The following is a 23,252-nucleotide window of genomic DNA, read 5'->3' as shown; positions in this document are numbered from 1 at the left end:
GACTCATTAATGACTCGTGAATGGGTAACAGAACATGTCTACGAAGATATCAAATATGAATCTTATAATGGCATCGCAAAAATAACAATCAATCGTCCAGAAGTGCGCAATGCCTTCCGTCCGAAAACAGTAACGGAAATGATTGATGCATTTACACGTGCGCGCGACGACGCTAAAATCGGCGCAATTATTTTGACTGGCGAAGGCGAAAAAGCATTCTGCTCAGGTGGAGACCAAAAAGTACGCGGCAATGGCGGCTATGTTGGCGATGACAACATTCCACGTTTAAACGTGCTTGATCTTCAAACATTAATCCGCAAGATTCCAAAACCGGTTGTTGCTATGGTTGCAGGATTTGCTATCGGTGGTGGACATGTACTACATATCGTATGTGATCTAACAATCGCTGCTGACAATGCTATCTTTGGACAAACTGGTCCAAAAGTAGGTTCATTCGATGCTGGTTATGGTGCTGGCTATTTGGCACGTATCATTGGTCATAAAAAAGCACGCGAAATTTGGTACCTATGCCGCCAATACAATGCACAAGAAGCGTTGGATATGGGGCTAGTCAATACCGTCGTACCATACGAACGCTTAGAAGATGAAACTGTACAATGGTGCGAAGAGATGCTTGAAAAATCTCCAACTGCACTACGTTTCCTAAAAGCATCATTCAATGCTGATACAGATGGTTTAGCAGGATTACAACAATTCGGCGGAGATGCAACATTGCTTTATTATACAACGGACGAAGCGAAAGAAGGCCGTGATGCGTTCAAAGAAAAACGCAAGCCGGACTTTGGTCAATTCCCACGTTTCCCATAAACCGAAGAGTACTCATTTTCTAAGGAGTCAACGTAAACGTTGACTCTTTTTTTCTGTGGTAAAATAAAAATAATAGAACGGAGAAGGTGAATGAAATCATGGTTCCAAATTGGATCATCCAACGCGCAAGCTTGACGCCAAATCGTATAGCATTGCGTTTTCAAGACAAATCATGGACATATCAAGAGTTAAATGAACAATCTCTCCTCATTGCAAAACAATTAGTGTCCCTTGGCATCATGCGTGGAGACCGAGTTGCCCTCTATGCTTCTTCTACAGCTGATTTAATCTTCATGATAGGCGGATGCATGCACTTACAATGTGAAATGGTCATGTTAAACTTACGCTTAAGCAAAACGGAGCTGGCCTATCAGATAGAGGATGCAAGAGTATCAGCTATATTAACGGAGGATAGTTTGGTTGATAAGCTGCCTTCTAGTGATACAAGAATCTACGCTTTCACAGATATTTTTGCTTCTGAAGGGAAGGGGTTTAGTCCTTCTAGTGAATGGAATGAGTCTGATACGATGACTATTATGTATACCTCAGGTACAACAGGCTTTCCGAAAGGTGTGCGTCAGACGGTAGGAAATCATCTTTCCAGCGCTACGTCATCGCTTTATAATACGGGGCTATTAAAAGAGGAAGCGTGGCTGTGTACAGTACCGCTATTCCATATCAGCGGATTTTCAATGTTTTGTAAATGCATATTACATGGTGTGGAACTTGTGCTTTATACAAAATTTGATGCTAAGAAGGTAGCTGATCAATTAGTAGAAGGCTCTGTGACGCGTATGTCTGTTGTTTCAGTAACACTTGCAAGGATTATCGAAGAATTAGAAAATCGTGGGGAGAGGGCTTCTGAACGCTTTCAAACGATGCTTGCGGGCGGAGGACCAGTACCGATTGATTATTTGGAGCGAGCAGCGGAGCTTGGAATTGAGATTGCCCAAACGTATGGGATGACAGAAACAGCCTCACAAACCACTACTCTTTCCAGTGAAGATGCTATGCGGAAAATTGGGTCAGCCGGGAAGCCGCTGTTCTTTAACCAAATTTCGATTGACGGTGCAAATGAGCCTTTCGAGGAAGGCGAAATACTGATTCGGGGACCTCATGTCACACCAGGTTATATTGGTCGATTTAAAGAAAAATCTGCCTTACAAGAAGGGTGGCTACATAGCGGTGATATTGGCTACTTGGATGATGAAGGCTACCTATTTGTTGTTGATCGTCGTGCGGATTTAATTATTTCAGGCGGGGAAAATATATACCCAGCTGAAATTGAAAATGCATTAATCTCGCATCCTGCTGTTAGAGAAGCGGGTGTCTGCGGTGTTGAGGATGAAAAATGGGGTCAAGTGCCTTATGGCTTTGTCGTTACCAAAGGGAATATAGACGAAAAAGAACTGCTAAACTACTGTAAAGAACATTTAGCGGGCTATAAAGTGCCGAAGCGGATATTTATTGTCAAGGACTTACCGCGCAATGGGGCGAACAAGCTGTTGAGGAGAGAATTGCCAAAGCTTATATGATGTGAATAAAACACTTTCTTTATAAGGAAGTGTTTTATAGCTTTTTCTCAGCCCAATTCCTTTCTGTCTTATCGCATAAAATAGGCAATACCTATCTATGCGAAGGAGAATGAGATGCACTGGATAACGATTATATTGATTGGCATTGCGGCTAATTTAGATAATTTAGGGATAGGACTGGCATATGGCATAAAAAAAACGAGAATTCCCTTGCTTTCTAATGTAACCATTGCCTTCATATCTATGGCCGTTACGTATATTTCCGTCAAGATTGGGAGTGCCATAGCCCATTATTTATCGCCTCATCTTGCAGATATGATTGGGAGCTTCTTATTGGCAGGGATAGGTATTTATATGATTGTTGATGATTTGTTGAAAACCAAAAAAGATTTCAACCTGGATAAAATAGATAAAGATCAAAATAATATAATATCATTCAAAGAGGCTGCATTGCTTGGGCTTATACTATCTATCAATTGTTTGGCTACGGGAATTGCGATAGGGGCCAATGGAATTTCGGCAATTTGGACAGTTTTATCCATCGGCTTTTTTTCTGTTGTGGCTTTTTCGATTGGCGGAGAATTTGGCTTGCGCATATCGAAGACGGTCATTGGCAGAAAGGCTACTATCCTTTCAGGTGTACTACTTATTTTTATCGGTATTTTTGAATTGTTTATATAATGGCAAAAAGCCTTCCAATCCGGAAGGCTTTTTATGTTTGATTTGTGACTCTAGTTTGATAAAGATTGAGTGCATCTTGAAGGTTTAAAATTTCTTTTTTTATTTTGCCGTAGCCCTTAATTAAAGGTACATTGTTTTTTGCTGTGATTTGCTGTTGCTCCATGTTTTTAGCCATGGATTCAAATAGATAGAGCAATTTTGATAAGTTTTCTTCCTCTAACACGACCGATTGGGATGTCTGGTTCAGTGAGCTTAAATGGAAGCTGAGCTGCTCCAACGAAGCGATAGCTGGCCATAAGAAATCTAAAGTCTTATTGCTAGGTAATTCTCCTAATGCAGTCGTGTAGACTGTCCGAAGATTTGTCATATTTATTTGCATCTTGCTCATTTTATTGGTACGGTCTGTTGCTGAGTATTGTGTTTGAGCTGAAAATAAATTAAACAGTAGCTCTGATTGACTACGAATCGTTTTGGCAATAATATTTGGCAGTCTGCTTGAAGCAGTTCGTCTGCCGATTAGGAGCACGCCTATTAACCCAATAATCGCTCCAATAATAATGTCTGTCACGCGTGTAGTTGCAAAGAAAGAAAGATTATTAATCTGTGTTGTATTCTCTGCAATTAAAATGGAGTTTGGCGTTAAAAATATAACCGCGAACGCATAGTTTTTCACGATAAATAATTCTGTAAAAAAGCTAAAGACAAGACTGCACAATGCCACTAAGATACCTGTTGGCTGATTGTAGAGAATAACGGATGCAATCAATACACCTAAGATTGTACCAAGTGATCGTTGGATGGCTCGGTGAAAAGTACTTATAATGGTAGAGCCCATCATAACAGCTGCACAGGAAGCAGGAATCCAATATGAACGTTGAAAGTCAAATGAGAATGCAATTAATGCAGCAATGATTAAGACAAAGCCGTATTTTATCGAATTGGTAAAGACAATGGAATCCTTGTCCAATGCATGGCTCAGCGATTTAAATGCAGAAGGCTTAGATATGTTTAATTCAGCATTTATATTTTTTAAAGTCTTATTCAAAATAGCATCAGCATCATATATTTTTGACAATAAAGCGCTGATCTTTTGAGTCGTTTCTTTAGGTTGTAAAATTGTTTTTACACCAGAGGAGGGATTATCAATCAAGTCAGCAAGAGCTTTGACAGACTGCCCGACTTCTTTAGGGAGTTTTGTATAGCCATCTGCAACAAGTTCCAGAATATCTGAGAAAATGAGGTTGGCTTGATTGTTTAGCAGATAAAGTCGCTTGTAACTAAGAGAGCTGTGCCAAGGAGAATAGCCGGCTAATAAAACGGTATCTGCATTATTTAAGATCTGAACCGTTTTTTCACAAGCTAAATCGAATTGATCTGTGCCCACTTTGTCGATTAATCTTGCAATTTCTGTATAAACTGCATGGACTGCTTTGGTTTCTGGGCCATATGGATGCCAGAACCAGCCAATCATAGCGACTATCCAAGAAAAAATGCCGCCTAACATTACAAGGCCACCGTATAGCCATGCAAGATGGGGATCAGGGTGTGTTGCAGAAGACATTGAAAATATCATCACGAAGAATATAGATGCAGGGCCAGGTATTTTTAGTGCACCAAATATGAAAGTCACTAATGCTCCTACAAGGCCTATTAATAAAGAAAACAATATAGTCGAAGAGGACGTCAATACACCTAACATCATAAGTACAGAAAAGCTGGCTGCAACAAGGAAAATTTTCTTCGCTCGTTGAAGATAAGGTTCATTCCATACATACAAGTAAGCAAAGCCGCCAATCGAGGCCATTAGTCCGTATGAAAAATGGTTAAATAAAATGCCTATTAAAGTTGGAGTTGCAGAGCAAATGCCGGCACATAGCGCCCGAGACAGTGGAAATGGTGTCTTGTTTATGGCAAATGCTCCTTTTACCCATTGGATTAAATGAGATCGAAACATATATTACATTACACCTCTATGTTGTTGAATTCGTAATAAAAAAGTTATCACTTACTTTAGTATATCAAATTTAAATTAGTTAAGACGAACAATTCATATGTTTAATTTGTTCAAAGAGAAGGAATACTAAACGCGAGAAGAAATTAATATTAGGAGAGTGTACGTTATGTCTAATTTACAACAACAATTAAATCAATTGGTATCTCAATGGTCAGTGTTATATACAAAGCTTCACAATTATCATTGGTATGTAAAAGGACCAACATTCTTCACATTGCATGCCAAGTTTGAAGAGCTATACAACGAAGCAGCAGAACATCTGGATAATATTGCTGAACGTATTTTATCTCTAGGTGGCAAACCAGTAGCAACTATGAAAGAGCATCTAGAGATTTCGAATGTCCAAGAAGCTCAAGGCAGCGAAACAGCTGAACAAATGGTGGATACACTGATTAAAGATTTTAATCTGGTTATGGAAAGTTTGAAAGCTGGTATGACAGAAGCATCTAATGAAAATGATGATATGACAGAGGATTTACTTAACTCCATTTATCAAAGCTTAGAAAAGCATGTATGGATGTTAAATGCATTCTTAGGATAAAATAAAGATGGCCCATCCAATTTTGGATGAGGCCATCTTTTATTAATTCAGCGCTTTTTTAAATGTGTCTATGTTACGTTGCATTAATGTAAAGTAATCTTCTTTATGTTGAATATCCTCTTTTGTCAGTACACTTAAATTGTGGAGTGTTAGAGGTTGTGCTCCGATATCGTTCTGAATGACTTTAGCAAGGTTTGAAGAAACATTTTGCTCGAATAAAATGTAGCGTACATTGTCCTCTTTTGCTTGGTCCACAATATGAGCCAGTGTTTTTTGTGATGGTTCATCCTGGGAGTTAAGACCAGCGATGGCTACTTGATTCAATCCATATGTGCCTGCAATATAGCCAAAAGCAGCATGTGAGACAAAGAATGTTTTATGCTTTGCATTGTTTGCCATTGTTTTGTAATCGTTATTCAACTTGTTTAAATCTTTAACAAGTGATTCATAATTCGTCTCAAATTCAGATTTGTTCTTAGGTTGTGCTTTTACTAAAGCATTCTTAATAGATTTTGCTAAATCTTGGCTGATAACTGGCGAAAGCCAAACATGTGGGTCATACTGGCCATGCTCGTGACCGTCTTCATGATTTCCTTCATGTTCGTCTTCTTCCTTGCCGGTACTGACAGCAAGTTTGTCTTTTGATACCTGTGCGGCCGTCTCAACCATTTGGACTTGTTCATTTTGAAGAGATTTTTTTGACTTTTCAACGAATCCTTCAAGTCCTAAACCAACGTAAAAGAAATAATCTGCATCTGCTAAATTCATCATATCCCGCTGCGTTGGTTCGAATGTATGTTCATTTGAGCCAGGTGGATAAATAGATGAAACATTCACATGGCTTCCACCAATTCGTTTTGCGAAATATTGAAGTGGATAAACAGTTGTGTAAATATTAAGCGTCTTTTTATTGGCCGTGTCTTGTTTATTTTTAGTCGTTCCACAAGCAGCTGTAAATAAAGCTATGACCGTTACTAAAAAAATTATATAAAACTTTTTCATTATAGCACCTCATAAATAGTAATCATTACGATTTGTTTTTTAAACAATAACTACTATACAAGATATCTGTAGAAAATACAATAAAAAAAGCCCCGAAAATTAATTCTTTTTCGGAGGCCATTCTTCTGGCACTGGATCATAGCCGCCTTCACAAAATGGTTGGCAACGTAATATCCGTCGAATCGCCAAGTAGCTACCTTTAAATGCACCATGTTTTTCAATAGCTTCAATTCCGTAGTTAGAACAAGTAGGGTAAAAACGGCAGCTAGGTGGCTTTAATGGTGATAGCACTTTTTGATAAAAGCGAATAGGCAGTATGAGGATTTTTTTCAATATATGTCAACTTCCTTTATAATCTATTGATTAATCTACTTTATTTTACTGCAACTGCTCTAAAAAAAATAGTAATCTTCCTTTAAGAAAATAGTAAAAGCAAGCGCTTGGTATATAACTATTTTTAAAAAAGGAGTTTAATTTCATTCTATCGGGGAATATATAAGCAGAGCCGAACAAACAGAAAGAAAGAAAGGAAGTTGATATCATGTTAAGTTTTATTTGGTTTTTAATTATCGGAGGTATCCTAGGTTGGTTAGCAGGTCTAATCTTAGGTAAAGATATTCCAGGCGGTATTATCGGTAACATTATTGCTGGTATTATTGGTGCATGGATTGGTGGTAACTTATTAGGTGAATGGGGACCAAAAGTAAGTGATTTCTATATTATTCCGGCTCTATTAGGTGCAATCATTTTAATCTTTATTGTCAGCCTAATTATGAAAGCAATGAGAAGAAAATAACAGGTAAAAGCGCAAATCCTTTTGGATTTGCGCTTTTATTTTGTATAGAAGCCCGAGTTACGGCCATGATAAGCATAATTCGTTGCAATGCTTTAAGAGGTGAGAAAATGAAATTAAAGGAACTAATCTCATGCCTGGCTTGCGAAATAGATGAACAGCATGGGGAGATAGAGATTAAAGGGATTTCCACGAATTCCAAAGAAACTCTACCAAATGAACTCTTTGTGGCTATACAAGGATACCAAACGGATGGGCATCAATATATTGACAATGCAATTGCAGCTGGTGCCATAGCTGTTGTGGGGGAGAAAAAATTAGACCATGTTACGGTACCTTATTTTCAAATAGAAAATGGACGCTCAGCGTTGGCCCAATTAGCTTGTACTTTTTATAATCACCCATCAAAAAGGAAAACAATGATTGGGATTACCGGAACAAATGGTAAAACTACCACCTCTTATATGTTAAAGCATATCTTAGAGAGCACAGGAAATAAATGTGCTTTATTTGGTACTGTACAAAATGAAATCAACGGCAAAGTATGCAATTCTGCCAATACCACACCATGCCCGCTACAGCTGAATAAACAATTAAATGCAAGCCGGGATGAATATATCTTGATGGAAGTTTCTTCACATGGAATTGCCCAGCATCGTGTTACCGGTGTTGAATTTGATTATTGTTTATTTACAAACTTAGACCATGATCATTTAGATTTCCATAAAACCATTGATGATTATTTTTCTGTAAAAGCACGTTTATTTGACCAAATGAAACCTACTGGCAGAGCAATCATTAATCGGGGAGATCGATATGGCGAGATATTAGCAAACCGTTTATTAAAGAATAATTCCACATTCTATTCAATGGGGGATAAACCCCATCATGACCTTCACCTTACATCCATCCAAACCCGAAAAGGAACCTTCGCATTACAAAAGAATTCTATTCACACACTTCACCTTAAAATTGAGGGCAAACATAATATATTAAATGCTGCGCTAGCGTTTTTAACGGCAAGTGAGATCGGTATTCCTCCCCAAGAAATTATTCAAGCACTGGAGAGCTTTTCAGGAGTTCCAGGACGCTTTGAAAAAATCACCCACCCAAAAGGTACCACTATCGTCGTTGATTATGCACATACAGCAGATGCTTTCAATTATTGTTTAGAGACAGCGAAAGAAGAAGGGGCAAACCGTATATTCCATGTCTTTGGTTTCCGAGGAAATCGAGATACAACAAAACGTAAGGACATGATCCAAAACTCCAAAAGTAATAGCGATGTACAAATTCTTACCTTCGATGATTTAAATGATCTGAGCCAGGAAGAGATGAAAGAAGCATTAGAGCAAGTGAATGATGGATGCCTGATTATTCCTGACCGCACCCTTGCAATACAAAAAGCCATAGATGAAGCAGATGCAAATGATTGGGTATTTATTACTGGAAAGGGAGCTGAGATGTACCAGCAAGACTTTGAATTGCCGACGAGTTCAGATATTGATACTGTAAATTTTCTTGTTGAACAATAAGTGTACTCTCAAAACACATCTCCCCCAATTGTTGGAGATTTCATATAAATGCCCCACAATTGCCGGTTGTGGGGTTTTAAATATTTTTTATTTGGTACCACTTTTTATCTGAATAAAGAAAGAATAAACCAGCAGACGACGAATATGACTATCCCATAATAGGTTCTCATTCTCCATATCCTGCATATACCGAATAAGGCTAATAAAAGGGCTGTCGTATAAATACCAAGGCTTAAAAAGCCAATCATGGTTCCGAGCGTGCTGCTCATAAATAAACTTACAATAAAAAGAAAAATCGATATGATAAATAATACTGTCATTCGCACTGCATGTTTAGAACGAGGAGAGAATATAAGTGTGAGCGCATCAAGAAATAGACCAATAAGAAGACCAGCTAAGAAGACACCAGTGAATAGATGCATAGTCTCACCACTTTCTGAATTTTCCGTTTCCTTATATAATATGCAAGTTGAAAGACAAGAAACGTTTTAAATGCCTAATCCTCGTATAAAAAAATAAAACACAACCATGCTATAAAAAATGTGGCCAATCAAATAAAGGAGGATTACATCATGTCAGAACAAGTAGATGCCTATGTGTCAGTAATGCATAAATATTATAATTTTTCTCCAGACCTAGCACCTTGGGAATTCCAAATAAATACGAATGCTGAAATGTTAAAGGTACTTGATTTACTTTTTAGACAAATGCAAGGATGGGAAGCAAGTGGTATGTGGCGTGCACACCTTCCAGCTGTTCCTTATCATCTTGATGCACAAAACAATGAAGTAGATAAACGGTTGGCTAAAGTTTATGCCATCATTCATGAATACGGCGATGAAGAGACTAAGAAATTTATTGAAGGAATGCCTTATTACAGTTGATGGATTGATTTACCTTCGTTACACTTATAAAAACAAGGAGTGAGCGAAGGTATGTTTACATATACAGATTTAAATGGCTTTGGTTGTGAACTCTCTTTTAAAAAGAATTCTTTTTCCATAAAACCTCAACATGTGTTGGTATTAGCGAAATATAAAGGGAAATGGTTGTTGACCGAGCACCCTCTTCGCGGTCTTGAATTTCCGGGCGGTAAGGTAGAGAAGGGGGAAATGTTAGAAGATGCGGCAAGAAGGGAAGTATATGAAGAAACAGGGGCCGTGCTCTCAGATATAGTTTGGTTTGCCACTTATATAGTTCACGCAGAAAGGCCTTTTACGAAGGCGGTATTTATAGCCTCTGTCCAAGCAATCGAACAAAATCACCAGTATAAAGAAACAGCTGGCACATGTCTGTTGGATGATGAAGAATTAGATCACTGTAACAATCTAAGTTTTTATATGAAAGATGCAGGGATGAAAAAAATGTTAGAGAAGGTGAGTGAACGTGAATATCAATGGTGATATCCATTACATGAGGGATTATCCATCGCCCAATCCAAATGTCAAACTTGCCGAGATTACATATTGGTCGGAAGGTTTAAAAGTGAAAGGGCTTCTTGCTACGCCTATACAAAATCCAAAGAGTGAAGGAATCCTATATTTGCGAGGTGGGATTCAAAATGTAGGGATGGTACGTCCTGCTCGCATTACACAGCTTGCGGCAAATGGCTTTGTCGTATTCGCGCCGTATTATAGAGGTGTACGCGGTGGTGAAGGAAAGGATATGTTTGCTGGCGAAGACCGCTTTGATGCAGTAAATGCTGTCGAAGTGCTGAAGCGTTTCTGTGACAGTGAGAGAATTCATTTGTTCGCATTTTCTAGAGGTGGGCTTATGGCTCTTTGGACTGGTATTATTCGAAATGACATCACGTCCATTGTTACATGGGGAGGCGTCTCTAACATTGAGTACACATACGAAGAACGGGTTGATATGCGTCGGATGATGAAACGCGTATTCGGAGGTTCTCCTATGACCAATCCAGCTGCATATGAAGAGCGCACGCCTTTAGACCGAATAAAAGAAATTAATGCTTCGGTCTTAATCATTCATGGGATGAAAGATGACAATGTGAGTTTTAAGCATGCTGAACTACTTGAAGAGCGCTTAAAGGAATTAAATAAAAGAGTTGAAACCTGGTATTATCCCGAATTCACTCATTACTTCCCTGGTGTAGCCAATCGCAATGTCCTCCGAGGGGCATGCCAATGGATGAAACTACAATAAAATAAGTAGGTGAAAAGATGGGTTATCTTAAAGCGACAAATGATGTAAGGCATAAAAGTGATACCTTGCCGTTTAAAAAACGCTATCCTTTCTGGCAGGAATTATGGGAGGCTTATTCTGGACCCTATAATGAGCTGCAGGTGCAAAATTGGAAGGAAGAAAGCAAGGCAATTCAAGAACTGGAACAATTCAGTTTTAGTTCACAGGATGAAGGCTTAGTAAAAATTCAGCGTGTCACCTTAAATGATAAAATAAGAGATTATTTTATTCACCACTCAGCCGATTCAAAAGAACAGTTAAAATGGTTTTCTATTCTGTTCCATGATGATCATGGAATAGAAGGCATAGAAATAAGAAATTATGCAGAAGAGATTTTCTTTAATCAACTAACGAGAGAAGATGCCGAACCTATTCTTGAGATGTTTAAGAAATACGATACAGAAGCAGAATTTTTTCCAGATGACACAGATTAAAAAACCAAAAATCCCCGGCTAGCCTTTTGGCCTGTCGGGGATTTTTTTGCGATTTGGATTTACTTATAGGTTGTAAGCGATAAGTTGTAGCAATTAAACGATTGGCGCGCCTTTTTCAGAAATATCTTTTGAAATGACGCCGAATTTTTTAAAGTTTTCATGGAACATGCCAGCAAGTTCTTTAGCTTTTTGATCATAAGCATCTTTATCCGCCCATGCATTACGCGGATTTAAAACTTCTGTTGGCACGCCTTCGATTTGTGTAGGCATAGATAGACCAAAGAATGGATCTTGCTCTGTGAATACATTGTCTAGCTTGCCGTCGATTGCAGCGCGAACCATTGTACGAGTATAAGAAAGTTTCATACGGCTGCCTTCACCATAGCTGCCGCCAGTCCAGCCTGTATTAACTAAGAATACATTAGCTTCATGAGCATCGATTTTCTCACCCAACATTTCTGCGTATACAGAAGCATGTAGTGGGAAGAATGGAGCGCCAAAGCATGTAGAGAATACTGGTTCTGGTTCTACGACACCGCGTTCTGTTCCAGGAATTTTGGAAGTGAAGCCAGATAAGAAATGATACATCGCTTGCTCTTTCGTTAATTTACTGATTGGAGGCAATACGCCAAACGCATCAGCTGTTAAGAAAATAATTGTTTTAGGGTGACCACCAACAGATGGACTTGCAATATTTTCGATATTTTGGATTGGGTATGCAGCACGTGTATTTTGAGTTAATGTAGTATCATCATAGTCAGGTATGCGTGTTTCTGGATCGATTGTTACATTCTCAAGCACTGTGCCAAATTTGATAGCATTATAGATTTCTGGTTCTTTTTCAGCAGAAAGGTTGACTGTTTTCGCGTAGCAGCCTCCTTCTATATTGAATACTCCATTGTCTGACCAGCCGTGCTCATCATCACCAATTAATTTGCGATTGCTGTCAGCAGATAAAGTCGTTTTACCTGTACCGGATAGGCCGAAGAATAATGCTACATCGCCTGATTCACCAACATTTGCAGAGCAGTGCATAGACAGAATACCTTGTTGTGGTAATAGGTAATTCATAATGCCGAAGATTGATTTTTTCATTTCGCCAGCATATTCTGTGCCGCCGATTAAAATAATGCGTTTTTCTAGAGATACGAGAATGAATGTTTCAGAAGATGTTCCGTCTACTGCTGGATCAGCTTTAAAGGTAGGAGCAGAAACAATAGTGAAATCTGCTTCATGTTCTTCTAATTCTTCAGCTGTAGGGCGGATGAATAATTGATGTGCAAATAAATTATGCCATGCGAATTCGTTCACAACACGAATGCCAAGACGGGATGAAGGGTCAGCACCCGCAAATCCTTTGAAAACAAAAATTTCTTCTTTTTCTTTTAAATAGTCTACTACTTTCGTATATAATGAATCGAAAACTTCTGAAGAAATAGGTTGATTGATTTTACCCCAATCAATTTTGTCTTTAGAGGATTCTTCTTCTACCATAAATTTATCTTTAGGAGAACGTCCTGTATATTTGCCAGTTACTGCGCGAACAGCACCATCTACCGTTAAGATTGCCTCTCCACGTGAAGTTGCTTTTTCCACTAATTGTGGAACTGAAAGCTGTTCTAAAATATTGCGCCCTTGTAATAAATCATTCAGTTCATTCGCAATTTCTACTGAATTCATCTGTGTACGTACCATCCTTTTTATATTATTACCCTTGCTAAGTGGGTGAGTATTAATCTTTTCGAGAATTAGTATAACACATTAAGCGTATTAGTCTATACTAATAACTCGTTATTTTTTAAAAGTTTTCTATATAAATTAATTCATTAATTTACTTTACGAAAACGCTTAACTACATCACACAACAAAATTCATCAAAAATCAACTTTTTTCTTTATTTTTTATCGAAAATTTGACTTTCTTGTTCAATTCGCTTACTATATGCTATAGAACGGATACTCTTATCCCGAGCTGGTGGAGGGTCAGGCCCTAAGAAACCCGGCAACCTGCATTTTATCAAGTGTTAAATGCGCTGGTGCTAATCTGATGCAAGGAATATTCCTTGAACGATAAGAGTGAAAGGTGCTTACGAAACATATCCTTTCCTCATTGTGCGAATGAGCGAAAGGTTTTTTTGTGTAAAAATTGAGGCAAATTGATTTTGTTTCATATTAATATATAGCATGTATGTAAGGGCACTTTCTATATCCTCGTGTTTAAAAAGCAGCTAAAGCTTGGCGTTTAATCCATTTAAACGGACATGGGTAATGAGTACCGTATCACTTTCGAGAGGATCTCGTTGATTTAGGAGGAAACCAACCAAATGACTAACAGAAGATTATTTACTTCAGAAAGCGTAACAGAAGGACATCCAGATAAAATTTGTGACCAAATTTCGGATGCCATTTTAGATGCCATTATTGCAAAAGACCCGAATGCGCGAGTTGCATGTGAAACAACTGTCACAACAGGCCTTGTCCTTGTTGCAGGAGAAGTGACGACTTCAACATATGTTGACATCAAAGGAATTGTAAGAGATACAGTAGCTGAAATTGGTTACACACGCGGTAAATACGGTTTCGATGCAGAAAACCTAGCAGTACTTGTAGCAATTGGTGAACAATCACCGGATATTGCACAAGGTGTAGACCAAGCACTGGAAGCTCGTGAAGGCAAAATGTCAGATGCAGATATCGAAGCAATTGGTGCAGGGGACCAAGGGTTGATGTTCGGCTATGCTTGCAATGAAACACCTGAGTTAATGCCGCTTCCAATCAGCTTAGCTCACAAATTGGCACGCCGTTTAACAGAGGTTCGCAAGACAGGTCAACTTGCATACTTGCGTCCGGATGGAAAAACACAAGTAACAATTGAGTATGATGAAAACAACCATCCAGTACGTGTGGATACAATTGTTATCTCAACTCAACATGATGAAGATGTAACATTAGAACAAATTCAACAAGATCTTAAATCAACAGTAATCAATAATGTAGTGCCAGCTGAATTACTGGATGAAAACACAAAATACTTCATTAACCCAACAGGCCGCTTTGTAATTGGTGGACCAAAAGGGGATGCAGGTCTTACAGGACGCAAAATCATCGTTGACACATACGGTGGGTATGCGCGTCATGGCGGCGGTGCATTCTCAGGGAAAGATGCAACAAAAGTAGACCGATCTGGAGCATATGCAGCTCGTTATGTAGCTAAAAATATTGTAGCTGCAGGCTTAGCAGAGCGCGCAGAAGTTCAGTTAGCTTATGCAATCGGAGTAGCTCAGCCAGTTTCTATTTCTGTAGATACTTTTGGTACAGGAAAGGTCACAGAAAGCAAATTAGTAGAAGCCGTTCGTGAGACATTTGATTTGCGTCCTGCAGGCATTATCAAAATGCTTGATCTTCGCCGTCCAATCTATAAACAAACAGCGGCTTACGGACACTTCGGTCGTGTTGATTTAAATGTACCTTGGGAAAATACAGATAAAGCTGAAGAATTGAAAGCTAAATTTAAATAAATAGAGTTTCTTGCTATGGAGGTTTTTCCTCCTAAGCGATAAGCTGATTCTTATGAGAACCCTGTCACATTTGTGATAGGGTTTTTGGTTTTTATTCTCCATTAATCTTGATAGGTTGTGAACAAACTATTCTTTAAAAATAAAATGAAGGCAAAGTAAAAGCTTGATACATTTTCGGTTCATAACCTTTTCTCTCTTTGAATAAGTTAATAAGAAGTTCAAGGAGGAGAGATGGTTGAAAACAAATGAATTCTTTTTTCTCACATGGGCTGCTTTTTTAACCGGCTTTGGTTTTGTCTTAGTTGCGATTTGGAATACAGATTGGCAACTTGTTGAGCGAGGATTCTATACTATTTTGTTGGGGTGGATTACTTTTTCTGCTTTTTCACTTGTAAAGACAATTCGCGATCGGCATGACGGAATTAAAGTAACAAAAGAATATTTGCTCCTTTGTTATTTATCAACGATTGCTTCATTTGGAATAGGGATGATAAGTGTTTGGAATACAGACTGGGACCTTGTCGAAAAGGGATATTATTGGCTAGGGATTATTTTTGTCTTATACACCTCTTTCGCGCTATCAAAGGAAATACGTGACAGACAATATGGTAAGTCACTCAAAGGCAATGGCAATGGAGAGGAACAAGAAGAATAAAAAGTAAAAAGATGGCCTCCCTTTTGAGAGAAGCCATCTTTTTATTATCTTTCTGAATTTTGTTGGACAGATTTATAGAACTGGCCCTTTTCATGATATTCGTTGATAATGCGGACCATGTCTTTTTTATCTTCATCAGTTAATTCCCGTACTACTTTAGCTGGTCGGCCGAAAGCCATTGTATTCGGAGGTATTACTTTTCCTTGTGTCACAAGGCTCCCTGCCCCGATGAATGCTCCCTCGCCAATTTCTGCGCCGTCTAAAACAATTGATGCCATACCAATAAGCGCACCTTTTTTTACATGGCAGCTATGTAGTGTCACTTGATGACCGATTGTTACCTCATCTTCTAGGACAAGCGGTCTGCCAGGACTTTGGTGTAAACAGCACAAGTCTTGTACGTTCACTTTACTTCCAATAATAGTAGGGGACACATCACCTCTAATCACTGTATTATAAAATACAGATGAGTCTGGTCCAATTGTGACATCCCCAGTGATAACGACATGATCTCCTATGAAAACAGAGGGATCGATATTTGGTTTTTTGTTGTGATAAGGGTAAATCATCGAAAATTCGCCTCATTTCAAGCTATGATGTTATTAATATCGTAACAAATGGTAGATTGGAAGGAAACTGAAATCTGTAAAATACGTTAAAATAGAGTGATACGACAATCAGTGAATTTTATCTTCTCTGATTGTTACCTAAACCTATCAGGTATTGAAGGTCAAAATATAGAAGTATATCATTCTAATTTTTGGTAGCCGTTAATACGAGAAAAGTGAGAATTGAGGAGCGGAATAGAATGTGGAAATGGGAAGCAGAGGGACAAGCGAAAGCTGTTGTTGTTTTTATACATAGTGCATATGAACATCATCGGAGATATCCTTGGCTTATTGAAAAGCTACGTGTATCTGGCATGCATGTTATCACAGGTGATTTGCCTGGTCATGGCGAAGTGAGCCGGAAAAAGAAAGCGCATGATGAAGGGTTTAAAGAGTACCTAAAGTTCATTCGACAAATGATGGAGGTTGCTATAAATTATAATTTACCAATCTTTATAATGGGGCATGGCCTTGGCGCAAGCCTTGCAATGGAATTAATACAAATACGGAAATACGAATGTGCAGGCATGATACTAACATCTCCTTGGCTGCATCTTACACATCAGCCATCAAAATTTTCTAATGCTCTTTCAGGTATTAGCAAACTAACAGGGAATTTAAAGATACAGCATGATATACCAATCAAAAATCTTTCGCGCAGTTACGAATTTTATAAAGAACAAAAGGACGATCCCTACTATTTTTCAGGCATTACAGTGGGATGGTATAAAGAACTGCAGCAGTTTATGAAAGCATTGTGGACAAAGAGAGAAACAATTCCGGATATCCCAGTCTTGCTGATGAATGGGGGCAGTGACAAAATTGTATCTCCAGCCTATAGTAAAAAATGGCTTTCTCAACAAGAAACGTCTGAATTCCAATATAAAGAGTGGAAATCTTGCTATCACGATCTTTATCAAGAACCAGAACGGGAAGATATCTATCAATATATGGAATCCTTTATGTTTAATGCTTTACGCAATATCGGTTATATTATCTAATTTAAATTAAATGGAAGTGTGTTTTTAAGAGGTAAAATTCTTTTGTGCCGTAGCAAAAGAAATATATATCTGGGCATATGCTTTAATTTTGCATATGTCTTTTTTTCGTCACATATTCAGATTCTAGGCGGCATATCATGAGTAAATCTTACTACTAAAGAGTTGAGGAGGAGTCGAAATGAAATAGCAAAACAAGTTATGTATTTATAAGGTAAGAAAATAAAAAAGATTATTTCGAAAATTTTGTTTGCAATCTATCAATATTTAAAATATATTGAATTATAAGAAAACTATAAAGGGGTTTTTTTATGGGGGATTTTGTTGCAGCAATAAATGACATTTTGTGGGGGCCGTGGATGATTTACGGCATATTGGTTGTTGGATTAGTCTTTTCAATCATTATGAAGTTTCCACAGGTAAGATTTATTAAAGACATGGTTTTATTAATGTTCAAAGGGGAAAAATCGGAAAAGGGGATTTCTTCCTTTCAGGCATTATCTATTGCCTTATCAGGACGTGTAGGTACCGGTAATATTGCAGGTACAGCTACTGCCATTGCATTCGGTGGTCCTGGTGCTGTATTTTGGATGTGGATGATTGCTTTTATTGGAGCGGCTACTGCATATGTAGAGTCAACACTAGCACAAATTTATAAAGAAGAACGAGATGATCAATATCGTGGCGGTCCTGCTTACTATATTGAAAAGGGAACAGGGAAAAAATGGGCTGGTATTATTTTTGCCATTGCAGCATTGATGGCGATGGCCGTCCTAATGCCTGGTGTTCAGACAAACGCTATTTCAGATGCTATGCATAATGCTTTTGGTGTTAGCCAGTGGATAACTGGATTGATTGTAACTGTTCTATTAGCAGTTATTGTTATCGGTGGAGTTAAAGCAATTGCGACTGTAGCACAATATGTAGTGCCATTCATGGCTATTTTGTATATGATTATGGCTGTTGTTATTATTGGTATGCATATTGGTGAAATTCCACATGTATTAAAGCTTATCTTTGAAAACGCTTTCGGATTTGATTCTGCTTTTGGTGGTATGCTTGGAGCGGCGATTGCATGGGGAGTAAAACGTGGCGTCTTCTCTAATGAGGCTGGCCAAGGTACAGGAGCTCATGCGGCAGCTGCTGCGGAAGTTTCTCATCCGGCTAAACAAGGCCTTGTTCAAGCTGCTTCTGTTTATATCGATACATTATTGGTTTGTTCTGCTACAGCATTTATGGTTTTATTTTCTGGTACCTTTAATGTATTCGATGAAGCTAAAAAGAAATTTATCTTCTTAGGAGACTTCGGCTCAGGCACTATCGCTGATCAAGTATCCGCAGGTTCTGCCTATACGCAATTTGCGGTAGACCAATCATTCCCTGGGTTCGGCTCAGGCTTTGTAGCAATAGCCTTGTTCTTCTTTGCTTTTACTACTACCATGGCCTATTACTATATTGCTGAGACAAATATTGCGTACTTATTTAAAGGGAAAACTCAAGTCATCGCAATGTGGATTACACGTATTGTGTATTTAGCAGCCAACTTCTATGGCTCATACAAAGCGTCAACACTAGCATGGGCTCTTGGAGATGTCGGCCTTGGATTGATGGTTTGGATTAATGTGATTGGTATCCTGATTGTTGCGAAGCCGGCCATTAGGGCATTGAAAGATTATGAAAGACAGAAGAAAGAAGGCAAAGATCCAGTGTTTGATCCTACTCCTTTAGGAATAAAAGATGCAGATTTCTGGGTTGAATATAATAAAGAGAAGAATGCAAAAGACAATAAAAAACGAGAAGCCATTTAGGCTTCTCGTTTTTCTCGTTTAATATTGTTCCTGGTTTTTATAAATGCTATTCAGCGCACGCTCTTCTTCAGGAATCCGTATATACATCATCAACATGTTTAATAGGGTGAAGAAAATAGCCGTTACATATGCTTGGAATATCAATGGAATGACAAGGATTTCTAGTGCAACGATGACATAGTTTGGATGTGGAATCCATTTATAGGGACCTTTTTTTACCAATTGGGCGTTAGGCAATACAATAATTTTCGTGTTCCAAAAATGGCCGAGCGATTTAATTGCCCAGATCCTGCCTAATTGAAGGACGATAAATACTGCAAGTAGCCATGGCCATATCGGACTTAATGTCGATTCCTTTACCAGGTACTCGATGAATAATGAAGCCAAAAAAGCGACATGAAGTATCACGATATACTTATAGTGTGCCTGCCCAAATTCAATTGCTCCTTGGCTTTTCATATAACGTTCATTATTTCTGGCAACCCGGAGTTCTACTAGCCGTTGAATGCAAATTAGTGCAAATACGATTATAAATAGCATACATTCACTCCCATTCCAATAAAACAAGTTCACCGCTAAAACCTGGTCCAAGTGATGCCATTAAACCTTTTTCACCTTTGGATGGCTTGTTTTCCATAATATATTTCAAGACATATAAAACAGTTGGAGAAGACATATTGCCGTGATTTTTTAAAATATGAGAGCTCGGTGCTAACAAGTCATTTGGCAGATTGAGAGCTTTTTCATAGGCGGTAAGGACCTTTTTGCCACCAGGGTGCAAAATAAATTGTGTGAGATCTTGTGCCTTGGAATCATGAGTATTTAAAAAGTCATGCACAAAAGGGGCAAACCAGTTTTCAACAATTGGCGGGATACTCTTAGAGAAAATAACATGCAAGCCGCTATCCTCGATTCGCCAACCCATTACATCTTCTGAATGAGGCATAAGACGGGAAGCATTTCCTTTGATTGAAGGCAAAGTTTCTTTTGAAGAAAGTGATGCTTCATCACCTGCAACGAGAGCGCATGCTACACCGTCACCGAATAAAGATGTCCCGATAAAATTGCTCTTATCCAAATCGTCTGGCTGGAATGTAAGGCTGCATAGTTCCAGGCATACGACAAGTACTACCGCATCGGGATGGGCAAGGCAATAATCATTTGCTCGGCTAATCCCCGCAGCGCCACCTCCGCATCCAAGTCCCCAAATAGGAATTCGGACGATATCAATGGGAAGTGAGAGCTGGTTCATAACGCGTGCTTCAATGCTTGGTGTTGAAATGCCCGTGCTTGATATGAAGATAATGGCATCGACTGCTTCTTTTTCCACTGATGCTCTTTCTAAACAGTCCTCGATTACTTTCGCTGTATACTCTGTAGCAAGTTCTACGTATAATTCATTTCTTTCTGAAAAACTGTGTTCTTCTTTATACCATTCGATTGGCATAGCCAGTTGGCGGTTATGTATTTCGCCATTTTTGAATACTTTCAAATAACGATCAAGTTTGGCTATCTTCCCAGAAAAAAGTTCTTTTATAAATTCCTCTGCCATATTTTGAGGTAATGCATAGGGAGGGCAGTGTGTACTGACTGCATGAATTTTGGGCATTTTAGGATCTCCTTTTTCTTCTCGTATCAAAATAGTGTACGATTTACTATTTGGAAAAATACGTATTCCCTAAAATTAATTCTATAAAACTATGCACACTTCCTAACAGAAACATAACAATATGCTACAATAATGATAATTGAGAAGGTGTCACAATAGGTTAGGAGGGTTTTTGTGGCTCATACATATACAATGGCAAATTTTGCCCAAATTGTTGGCATTAATAAATCGACGATTCGGCATTACATTTCAATATTAGAAGATTACGGTTACCAAGTAGAACGTGACGGACGAAATTATCGGAAGTTTTCAGATCAAGACGTAGCAATATTGCAAGCATATAGTTCACTGCATAAAAATAAAGGATTAACCCTTAAAGAAGCGGCTGAGGTAGTAGTAGCACCGAATTTTAACATCCAAGAGGTAAGTATTACCGTAGCCAATCCTGTGGTCATTGATCGAAAAGAGGAAATCCAGCGTTATGAAGAATTGAGCCATGCGATGGAGCTATTGGCAGAGCATATCCATGGTGTAGAAGTCCAAAACGCTCAGCTAATTCAATTGATTCAAGAAGAGCGAAGACAAAATGTCTTGTTGGCAGAGCAAAATGATTCCATGAAAAGGGAATTTAGGCAAGTCGTTGAATCGCTCGCGCCATTGACTGAAAAAAGGCAAAATGATAACCGTCAAATGGACCGTATTGAACAGCAAAACAGTGCAATTATGGCTGTGCTCAATAAACTGAATGTGTGGCAGCATACACAGGAGATTGAACAAAATGAGGAAGATAAAAAACAAAGGGTACAAGAGAATGGTATTCTTTCTCGTTTTTTTGGAAAGTAAATGAAAAAAGAGTTGTCCATAGATTTACGGACAACTCTTTTTCTTATGCCATTTCCTTCACTTTTTCTAAAGCAATGATAAATGGCGGATCATTTTTTTGATTAATAAACTCATATCTCAATACATGGATATATTTTTGCGGCAATGTACTCACATATTCTATCAGCGCATCTCGTTCTTCCTTGCCACCGTGATGTCCATGATAAACAACTAGAATAATCATGCCGCCAACATTTAAAAGCTGCAGTAAGTCTTGGATGGCTTTTAAGGTTGTGGAAGGCGTTGTAATAATTTCATGATCACTACCTGGCAAATAGCCGAGATTGAAAATAGCTGCCTGTACCGGTTTTAAGACATGTTTAGCTACATGTTCGTGTCCATCTAAAATGGCTGTAACTCGATTTTCAAGGCCTGCTTCCCGTACACGCTCTTCTGTCGAAGAGATCGCTTGTTGCTGGACATCAAATGCATAGACATGGCCCTCATTGCCGGCTAACTGTGCTAGGAAGGCCGTATCATAGCCATTTCCTGCAGTTGCATCCACTACTATGTCACCAGGACGAACGGTCTCTTTCAAAAGAAATTGTGCGTATTGCAGTACACGTTGAAGTTTCATCGTGTTCCCACTTCTTCTTTTTGATAATGCTTTCCTTGATAACTTCCTCTACGTTCTAGTTCAGCATCGATGCCATTTAATACTTCCCATTTGTTCACAGACCACATAGGACCAATCATTAAATCAATCGGTCCATCACCAGTAATTCGCTGTACGACCATTTCTGGCGGAATGACTTCTAATTGATCTGCGACAAGATTGATATAGGCATCCTTGTCCATCAACTCAAGCATACCTTTTTCGTATTGCTTTACAAGCGGTGTTCCCTTTAATAGGTGAAGTAAATGAATTTTGATTGCTTGTACATCTAGCTTCGCCACTGCACGGGCAGTTTCCATCATCATGTCATAATCTTCAAGAGGTAAGCCATTGATAATGTGTGTACATACACGAATGCCATGTTTGCGGAGTTTCTCCACACCTTCCACATATGTCGTATAATCATGTGCACGATTAATTAAATTGGCTGTCTTATCATGCACAGTCTGTAGTCCAAGCTCGACCCATAAGTATGTGCGTTGATTCAATTCTGCCAAGTATTCCACGACATCATCAGGTAAACAATCAGGACGTGTTGCAATACTTAATCCCATAACACCTTCACATGCTAAAGCTGCTTCAAATTTTTCTTTTAGGACAGGAAGCGGTGCGTGTGTGTTCGTATAAGCTTGGAAATAAGCCATAGTTTTGCCGTCTTTCCACTTATGCTGCATTTTCTCTTTAATTTTTTCAAATTGAACAGAGATAGGGTCCACACGATCGCCAGCAAAGTCACCAGAGCCTGCTGCACTGCAAAAAGTACATCCGCCAAATGCAACAGTGCCGTCACGGTTAGGACAATCAAAGCCTGCATCAAGCGCTACTTTGTACACCTTGCAGCCAAATTCATCACGCAAATAGCGATTCCATGTATAATAACGTTTCCCATCAGAGGGAAACGGGAAATCAGTATAATTAATATCAGTCATAGTATAATTTCACTCCTCAACTATCTATTTTAACATGACAACGTCAAAGGGGAAAAATTTCT

The 23,252-nt window shown here is 38.6% G+C and carries 24 protein-coding genes and 1 riboswitch; of the genes, 15 read left to right on the top strand and 9 right to left on the bottom strand.

Features of this window, described 5'->3' with window-relative positions; all coding sequences use genetic code 11:
• Positions 1 to 9: 9 nt before the first annotated feature.
• From menB to M2M59_RS11305, 3 genes are all read left to right on the top strand, one after another.
• Complete coding sequence (gene menB / locus M2M59_RS11315) at positions 10 to 828, top strand: 1,4-dihydroxy-2-naphthoyl-CoA synthase (RefSeq protein WP_147196102.1); 819 nt, start codon at positions 10 to 12, stop codon at positions 826 to 828.
• 98 nt (positions 829 to 926) lie between these two features.
• A complete protein-coding gene (locus tag M2M59_RS11310; protein WP_249774622.1) occupies positions 927 to 2,363 on the top strand; it encodes an o-succinylbenzoate--CoA ligase in 1,437 nt (478 codons plus the stop codon).
• A 114-nt stretch (positions 2,364 to 2,477) separates the two neighbouring features.
• On the top strand, positions 2,478 to 3,044 hold the full coding sequence (locus M2M59_RS11305) for a manganese efflux pump MntP (protein WP_066789131.1): 567 nt from the start codon (positions 2,478 to 2,480) through the stop codon (positions 3,042 to 3,044).
• A gap of 31 nt (positions 3,045 to 3,075) precedes the next feature.
• Here M2M59_RS11305 and M2M59_RS11300 read toward each other — a convergent pair whose 3' ends face one another.
• Positions 3,076 to 4,998 (bottom strand): FUSC family protein, encoded by a 1,923-nt coding sequence (locus M2M59_RS11300; protein ID WP_147196096.1) that lies wholly within the window; start codon positions 4,996 to 4,998, stop codon positions 3,076 to 3,078.
• A gap of 166 nt (positions 4,999 to 5,164) precedes the next feature.
• Here M2M59_RS11300 and M2M59_RS11295 point away from each other — a divergent pair, with 166 nt between their 5' ends.
• A complete protein-coding gene (locus M2M59_RS11295; RefSeq protein WP_066789125.1) occupies positions 5,165 to 5,599 on the top strand; it encodes a Dps family protein in 435 nt (144 codons plus the stop codon).
• A 42-nt stretch (positions 5,600 to 5,641) separates the two neighbouring features.
• Here the strand turns inward: M2M59_RS11295 and M2M59_RS11290 are convergent, their stop codons facing one another.
• The gene (locus tag M2M59_RS11290) at positions 5,642 to 6,601 is read right to left on the bottom strand and encodes a metal ABC transporter solute-binding protein, Zn/Mn family (protein ID WP_249774621.1); all 960 of its coding nucleotides are present in this window, start codon (positions 6,599 to 6,601) and stop codon (positions 5,642 to 5,644) included.
• Between the two features lie 99 nt (positions 6,602 to 6,700).
• Complete coding sequence (gene yidD / locus M2M59_RS11285) at positions 6,701 to 6,934, bottom strand: membrane protein insertion efficiency factor YidD (RefSeq protein WP_066789117.1); 234 nt, start codon at positions 6,932 to 6,934, stop codon at positions 6,701 to 6,703.
• A gap of 208 nt (positions 6,935 to 7,142) precedes the next feature.
• Here yidD and M2M59_RS11280 point away from each other — a divergent pair, with 208 nt between their 5' ends.
• From M2M59_RS11280 to M2M59_RS11255, 6 genes are all read left to right on the top strand, one after another.
• Positions 7,143 to 7,397, top strand: a complete 255-nt coding sequence (locus M2M59_RS11280) for a GlsB/YeaQ/YmgE family stress response membrane protein (RefSeq protein WP_066789114.1) — start codon at positions 7,143 to 7,145, stop codon at positions 7,395 to 7,397.
• Positions 7,398 to 7,504: 107 nt separating this feature from the next.
• Positions 7,505 to 8,929: a UDP-N-acetylmuramoyl-L-alanyl-D-glutamate--2,6-diaminopimelate ligase gene (locus M2M59_RS11275; RefSeq protein WP_184117446.1), complete on the top strand. Its 1,425-nt coding sequence runs from the start codon at positions 7,505 to 7,507 to the stop codon at positions 8,927 to 8,929.
• 572 nt (positions 8,930 to 9,501) lie between these two features.
• Positions 9,502 to 9,813 (top strand): transposase, encoded by a 312-nt coding sequence (locus M2M59_RS11270; protein WP_066789107.1) that lies wholly within the window; start codon positions 9,502 to 9,504, stop codon positions 9,811 to 9,813.
• Positions 9,814 to 9,864: 51 nt separating this feature from the next.
• Positions 9,865 to 10,332 carry an RNA deprotection pyrophosphohydrolase gene (gene ytkD, locus M2M59_RS11265; protein WP_249774620.1) on the top strand — a complete coding sequence of 156 codons (468 nt, stop codon included), beginning with the start codon at positions 9,865 to 9,867 and terminating at the stop codon, positions 10,330 to 10,332.
• Positions 10,316 to 11,095: an alpha/beta hydrolase family protein gene (locus tag M2M59_RS11260; RefSeq protein ID WP_147196086.1), complete on the top strand. Its 780-nt coding sequence runs from the start codon at positions 10,316 to 10,318 to the stop codon at positions 11,093 to 11,095. The genes ytkD and M2M59_RS11260 overlap by 17 nt, the downstream gene beginning before the upstream one ends.
• A 17-nt stretch (positions 11,096 to 11,112) precedes the next feature.
• Positions 11,113 to 11,568, top strand: a complete 456-nt coding sequence (locus tag M2M59_RS11255) for a hypothetical protein (protein WP_147196084.1) — start codon at positions 11,113 to 11,115, stop codon at positions 11,566 to 11,568.
• Positions 11,569 to 11,661: 93 nt separating this feature from the next.
• Here the strand turns inward: M2M59_RS11255 and pckA are convergent, their stop codons facing one another.
• Positions 11,662 to 13,248, bottom strand: a complete 1,587-nt coding sequence (gene pckA, locus M2M59_RS11250) for a phosphoenolpyruvate carboxykinase (ATP) (RefSeq protein WP_066789099.1) — start codon at positions 13,246 to 13,248, stop codon at positions 11,662 to 11,664.
• 278 nt (positions 13,249 to 13,526) lie between these two features.
• A riboswitch (SAM riboswitch) is annotated at positions 13,527 to 13,644 on the top strand.
• A 247-nt stretch (positions 13,645 to 13,891) separates the two neighbouring features.
• On the opposite strand from pckA, the gene metK reads away from it, so the two are divergent.
• A complete protein-coding gene (gene metK / locus M2M59_RS11245) occupies positions 13,892 to 15,085 on the top strand; it encodes a methionine adenosyltransferase (RefSeq protein WP_249774619.1) in 1,194 nt (397 codons plus the stop codon).
• A gap of 235 nt (positions 15,086 to 15,320) precedes the next feature.
• The gene (locus M2M59_RS11240) at positions 15,321 to 15,740 is read left to right on the top strand and encodes a YiaA/YiaB family inner membrane protein (protein WP_147196080.1); all 420 of its coding nucleotides are present in this window, start codon (positions 15,321 to 15,323) and stop codon (positions 15,738 to 15,740) included.
• Between the two features lie 44 nt (positions 15,741 to 15,784).
• Here M2M59_RS11240 and M2M59_RS11235 read toward each other — a convergent pair whose 3' ends face one another.
• Positions 15,785 to 16,309, bottom strand: a complete 525-nt coding sequence (locus tag M2M59_RS11235) for a gamma carbonic anhydrase (RefSeq protein ID WP_147196078.1) — start codon at positions 16,307 to 16,309, stop codon at positions 15,785 to 15,787.
• 239 nt (positions 16,310 to 16,548) lie between these two features.
• On the opposite strand from M2M59_RS11235, the gene M2M59_RS11230 reads away from it, so the two are divergent.
• On the top strand, positions 16,549 to 17,349 hold the full coding sequence (locus M2M59_RS11230) for an alpha/beta hydrolase (RefSeq protein WP_066789083.1): 801 nt from the start codon (positions 16,549 to 16,551) through the stop codon (positions 17,347 to 17,349).
• A 308-nt stretch (positions 17,350 to 17,657) separates the two neighbouring features.
• Entirely contained in the window at positions 17,658 to 19,154 is a 1,497-nt protein-coding gene (locus tag M2M59_RS11225) for an alanine/glycine:cation symporter family protein (protein ID WP_249774618.1), read from the top strand.
• 18 nt (positions 19,155 to 19,172) lie between these two features.
• Here the strand turns inward: M2M59_RS11225 and M2M59_RS11220 are convergent, their stop codons facing one another.
• Both M2M59_RS11220 and M2M59_RS11215 read right to left on the bottom strand, forming a co-directional pair.
• Positions 19,173 to 19,694 carry an isoprenylcysteine carboxyl methyltransferase family protein gene (locus M2M59_RS11220; RefSeq protein WP_249774617.1) on the bottom strand — a complete coding sequence of 174 codons (522 nt, stop codon included), beginning with the start codon at positions 19,692 to 19,694 and terminating at the stop codon, positions 19,173 to 19,175.
• A 4-nt stretch (positions 19,695 to 19,698) separates the two neighbouring features.
• Positions 19,699 to 20,763, bottom strand: a complete 1,065-nt coding sequence (locus tag M2M59_RS11215; protein ID WP_249774616.1) for a type III polyketide synthase — start codon at positions 20,761 to 20,763, stop codon at positions 19,699 to 19,701.
• 174 nt (positions 20,764 to 20,937) lie between these two features.
• Between M2M59_RS11215 and M2M59_RS11210 the strand changes: the two genes are divergently transcribed.
• Complete coding sequence (locus M2M59_RS11210; protein WP_249774615.1) at positions 20,938 to 21,606, top strand: MerR family transcriptional regulator; 669 nt, start codon at positions 20,938 to 20,940, stop codon at positions 21,604 to 21,606.
• A 43-nt stretch (positions 21,607 to 21,649) separates the two neighbouring features.
• Here M2M59_RS11210 and M2M59_RS11205 read toward each other — a convergent pair whose 3' ends face one another.
• Positions 21,650 to 22,222: a tRNA 5-(aminomethyl)-2-thiouridylate-methyltransferase MnmM gene (locus tag M2M59_RS11205; protein WP_249774614.1), complete on the bottom strand. Its 573-nt coding sequence runs from the start codon at positions 22,220 to 22,222 to the stop codon at positions 21,650 to 21,652.
• Positions 22,219 to 23,190: a tRNA modification radical SAM protein MnmL/YtqA gene (locus tag M2M59_RS11200; protein ID WP_066789067.1), complete on the bottom strand. Its 972-nt coding sequence runs from the start codon at positions 23,188 to 23,190 to the stop codon at positions 22,219 to 22,221. The genes M2M59_RS11205 and M2M59_RS11200 overlap by 4 nt, the downstream gene beginning before the upstream one ends.
• Positions 23,191 to 23,252: the final 62 nt, after the last annotated feature.

The sequence above is a fragment of the Rummeliibacillus sp. G93 genome (assembly GCF_023515935.1).
Classification (GTDB): domain Bacteria; phylum Bacillota; class Bacilli; order Bacillales_A; family Planococcaceae; genus Rummeliibacillus; species Rummeliibacillus stabekisii.
The sequence above is the reverse complement of the archived record's forward strand: the minus strand, read 5'-3'. Positions and strand labels throughout refer to the sequence as shown.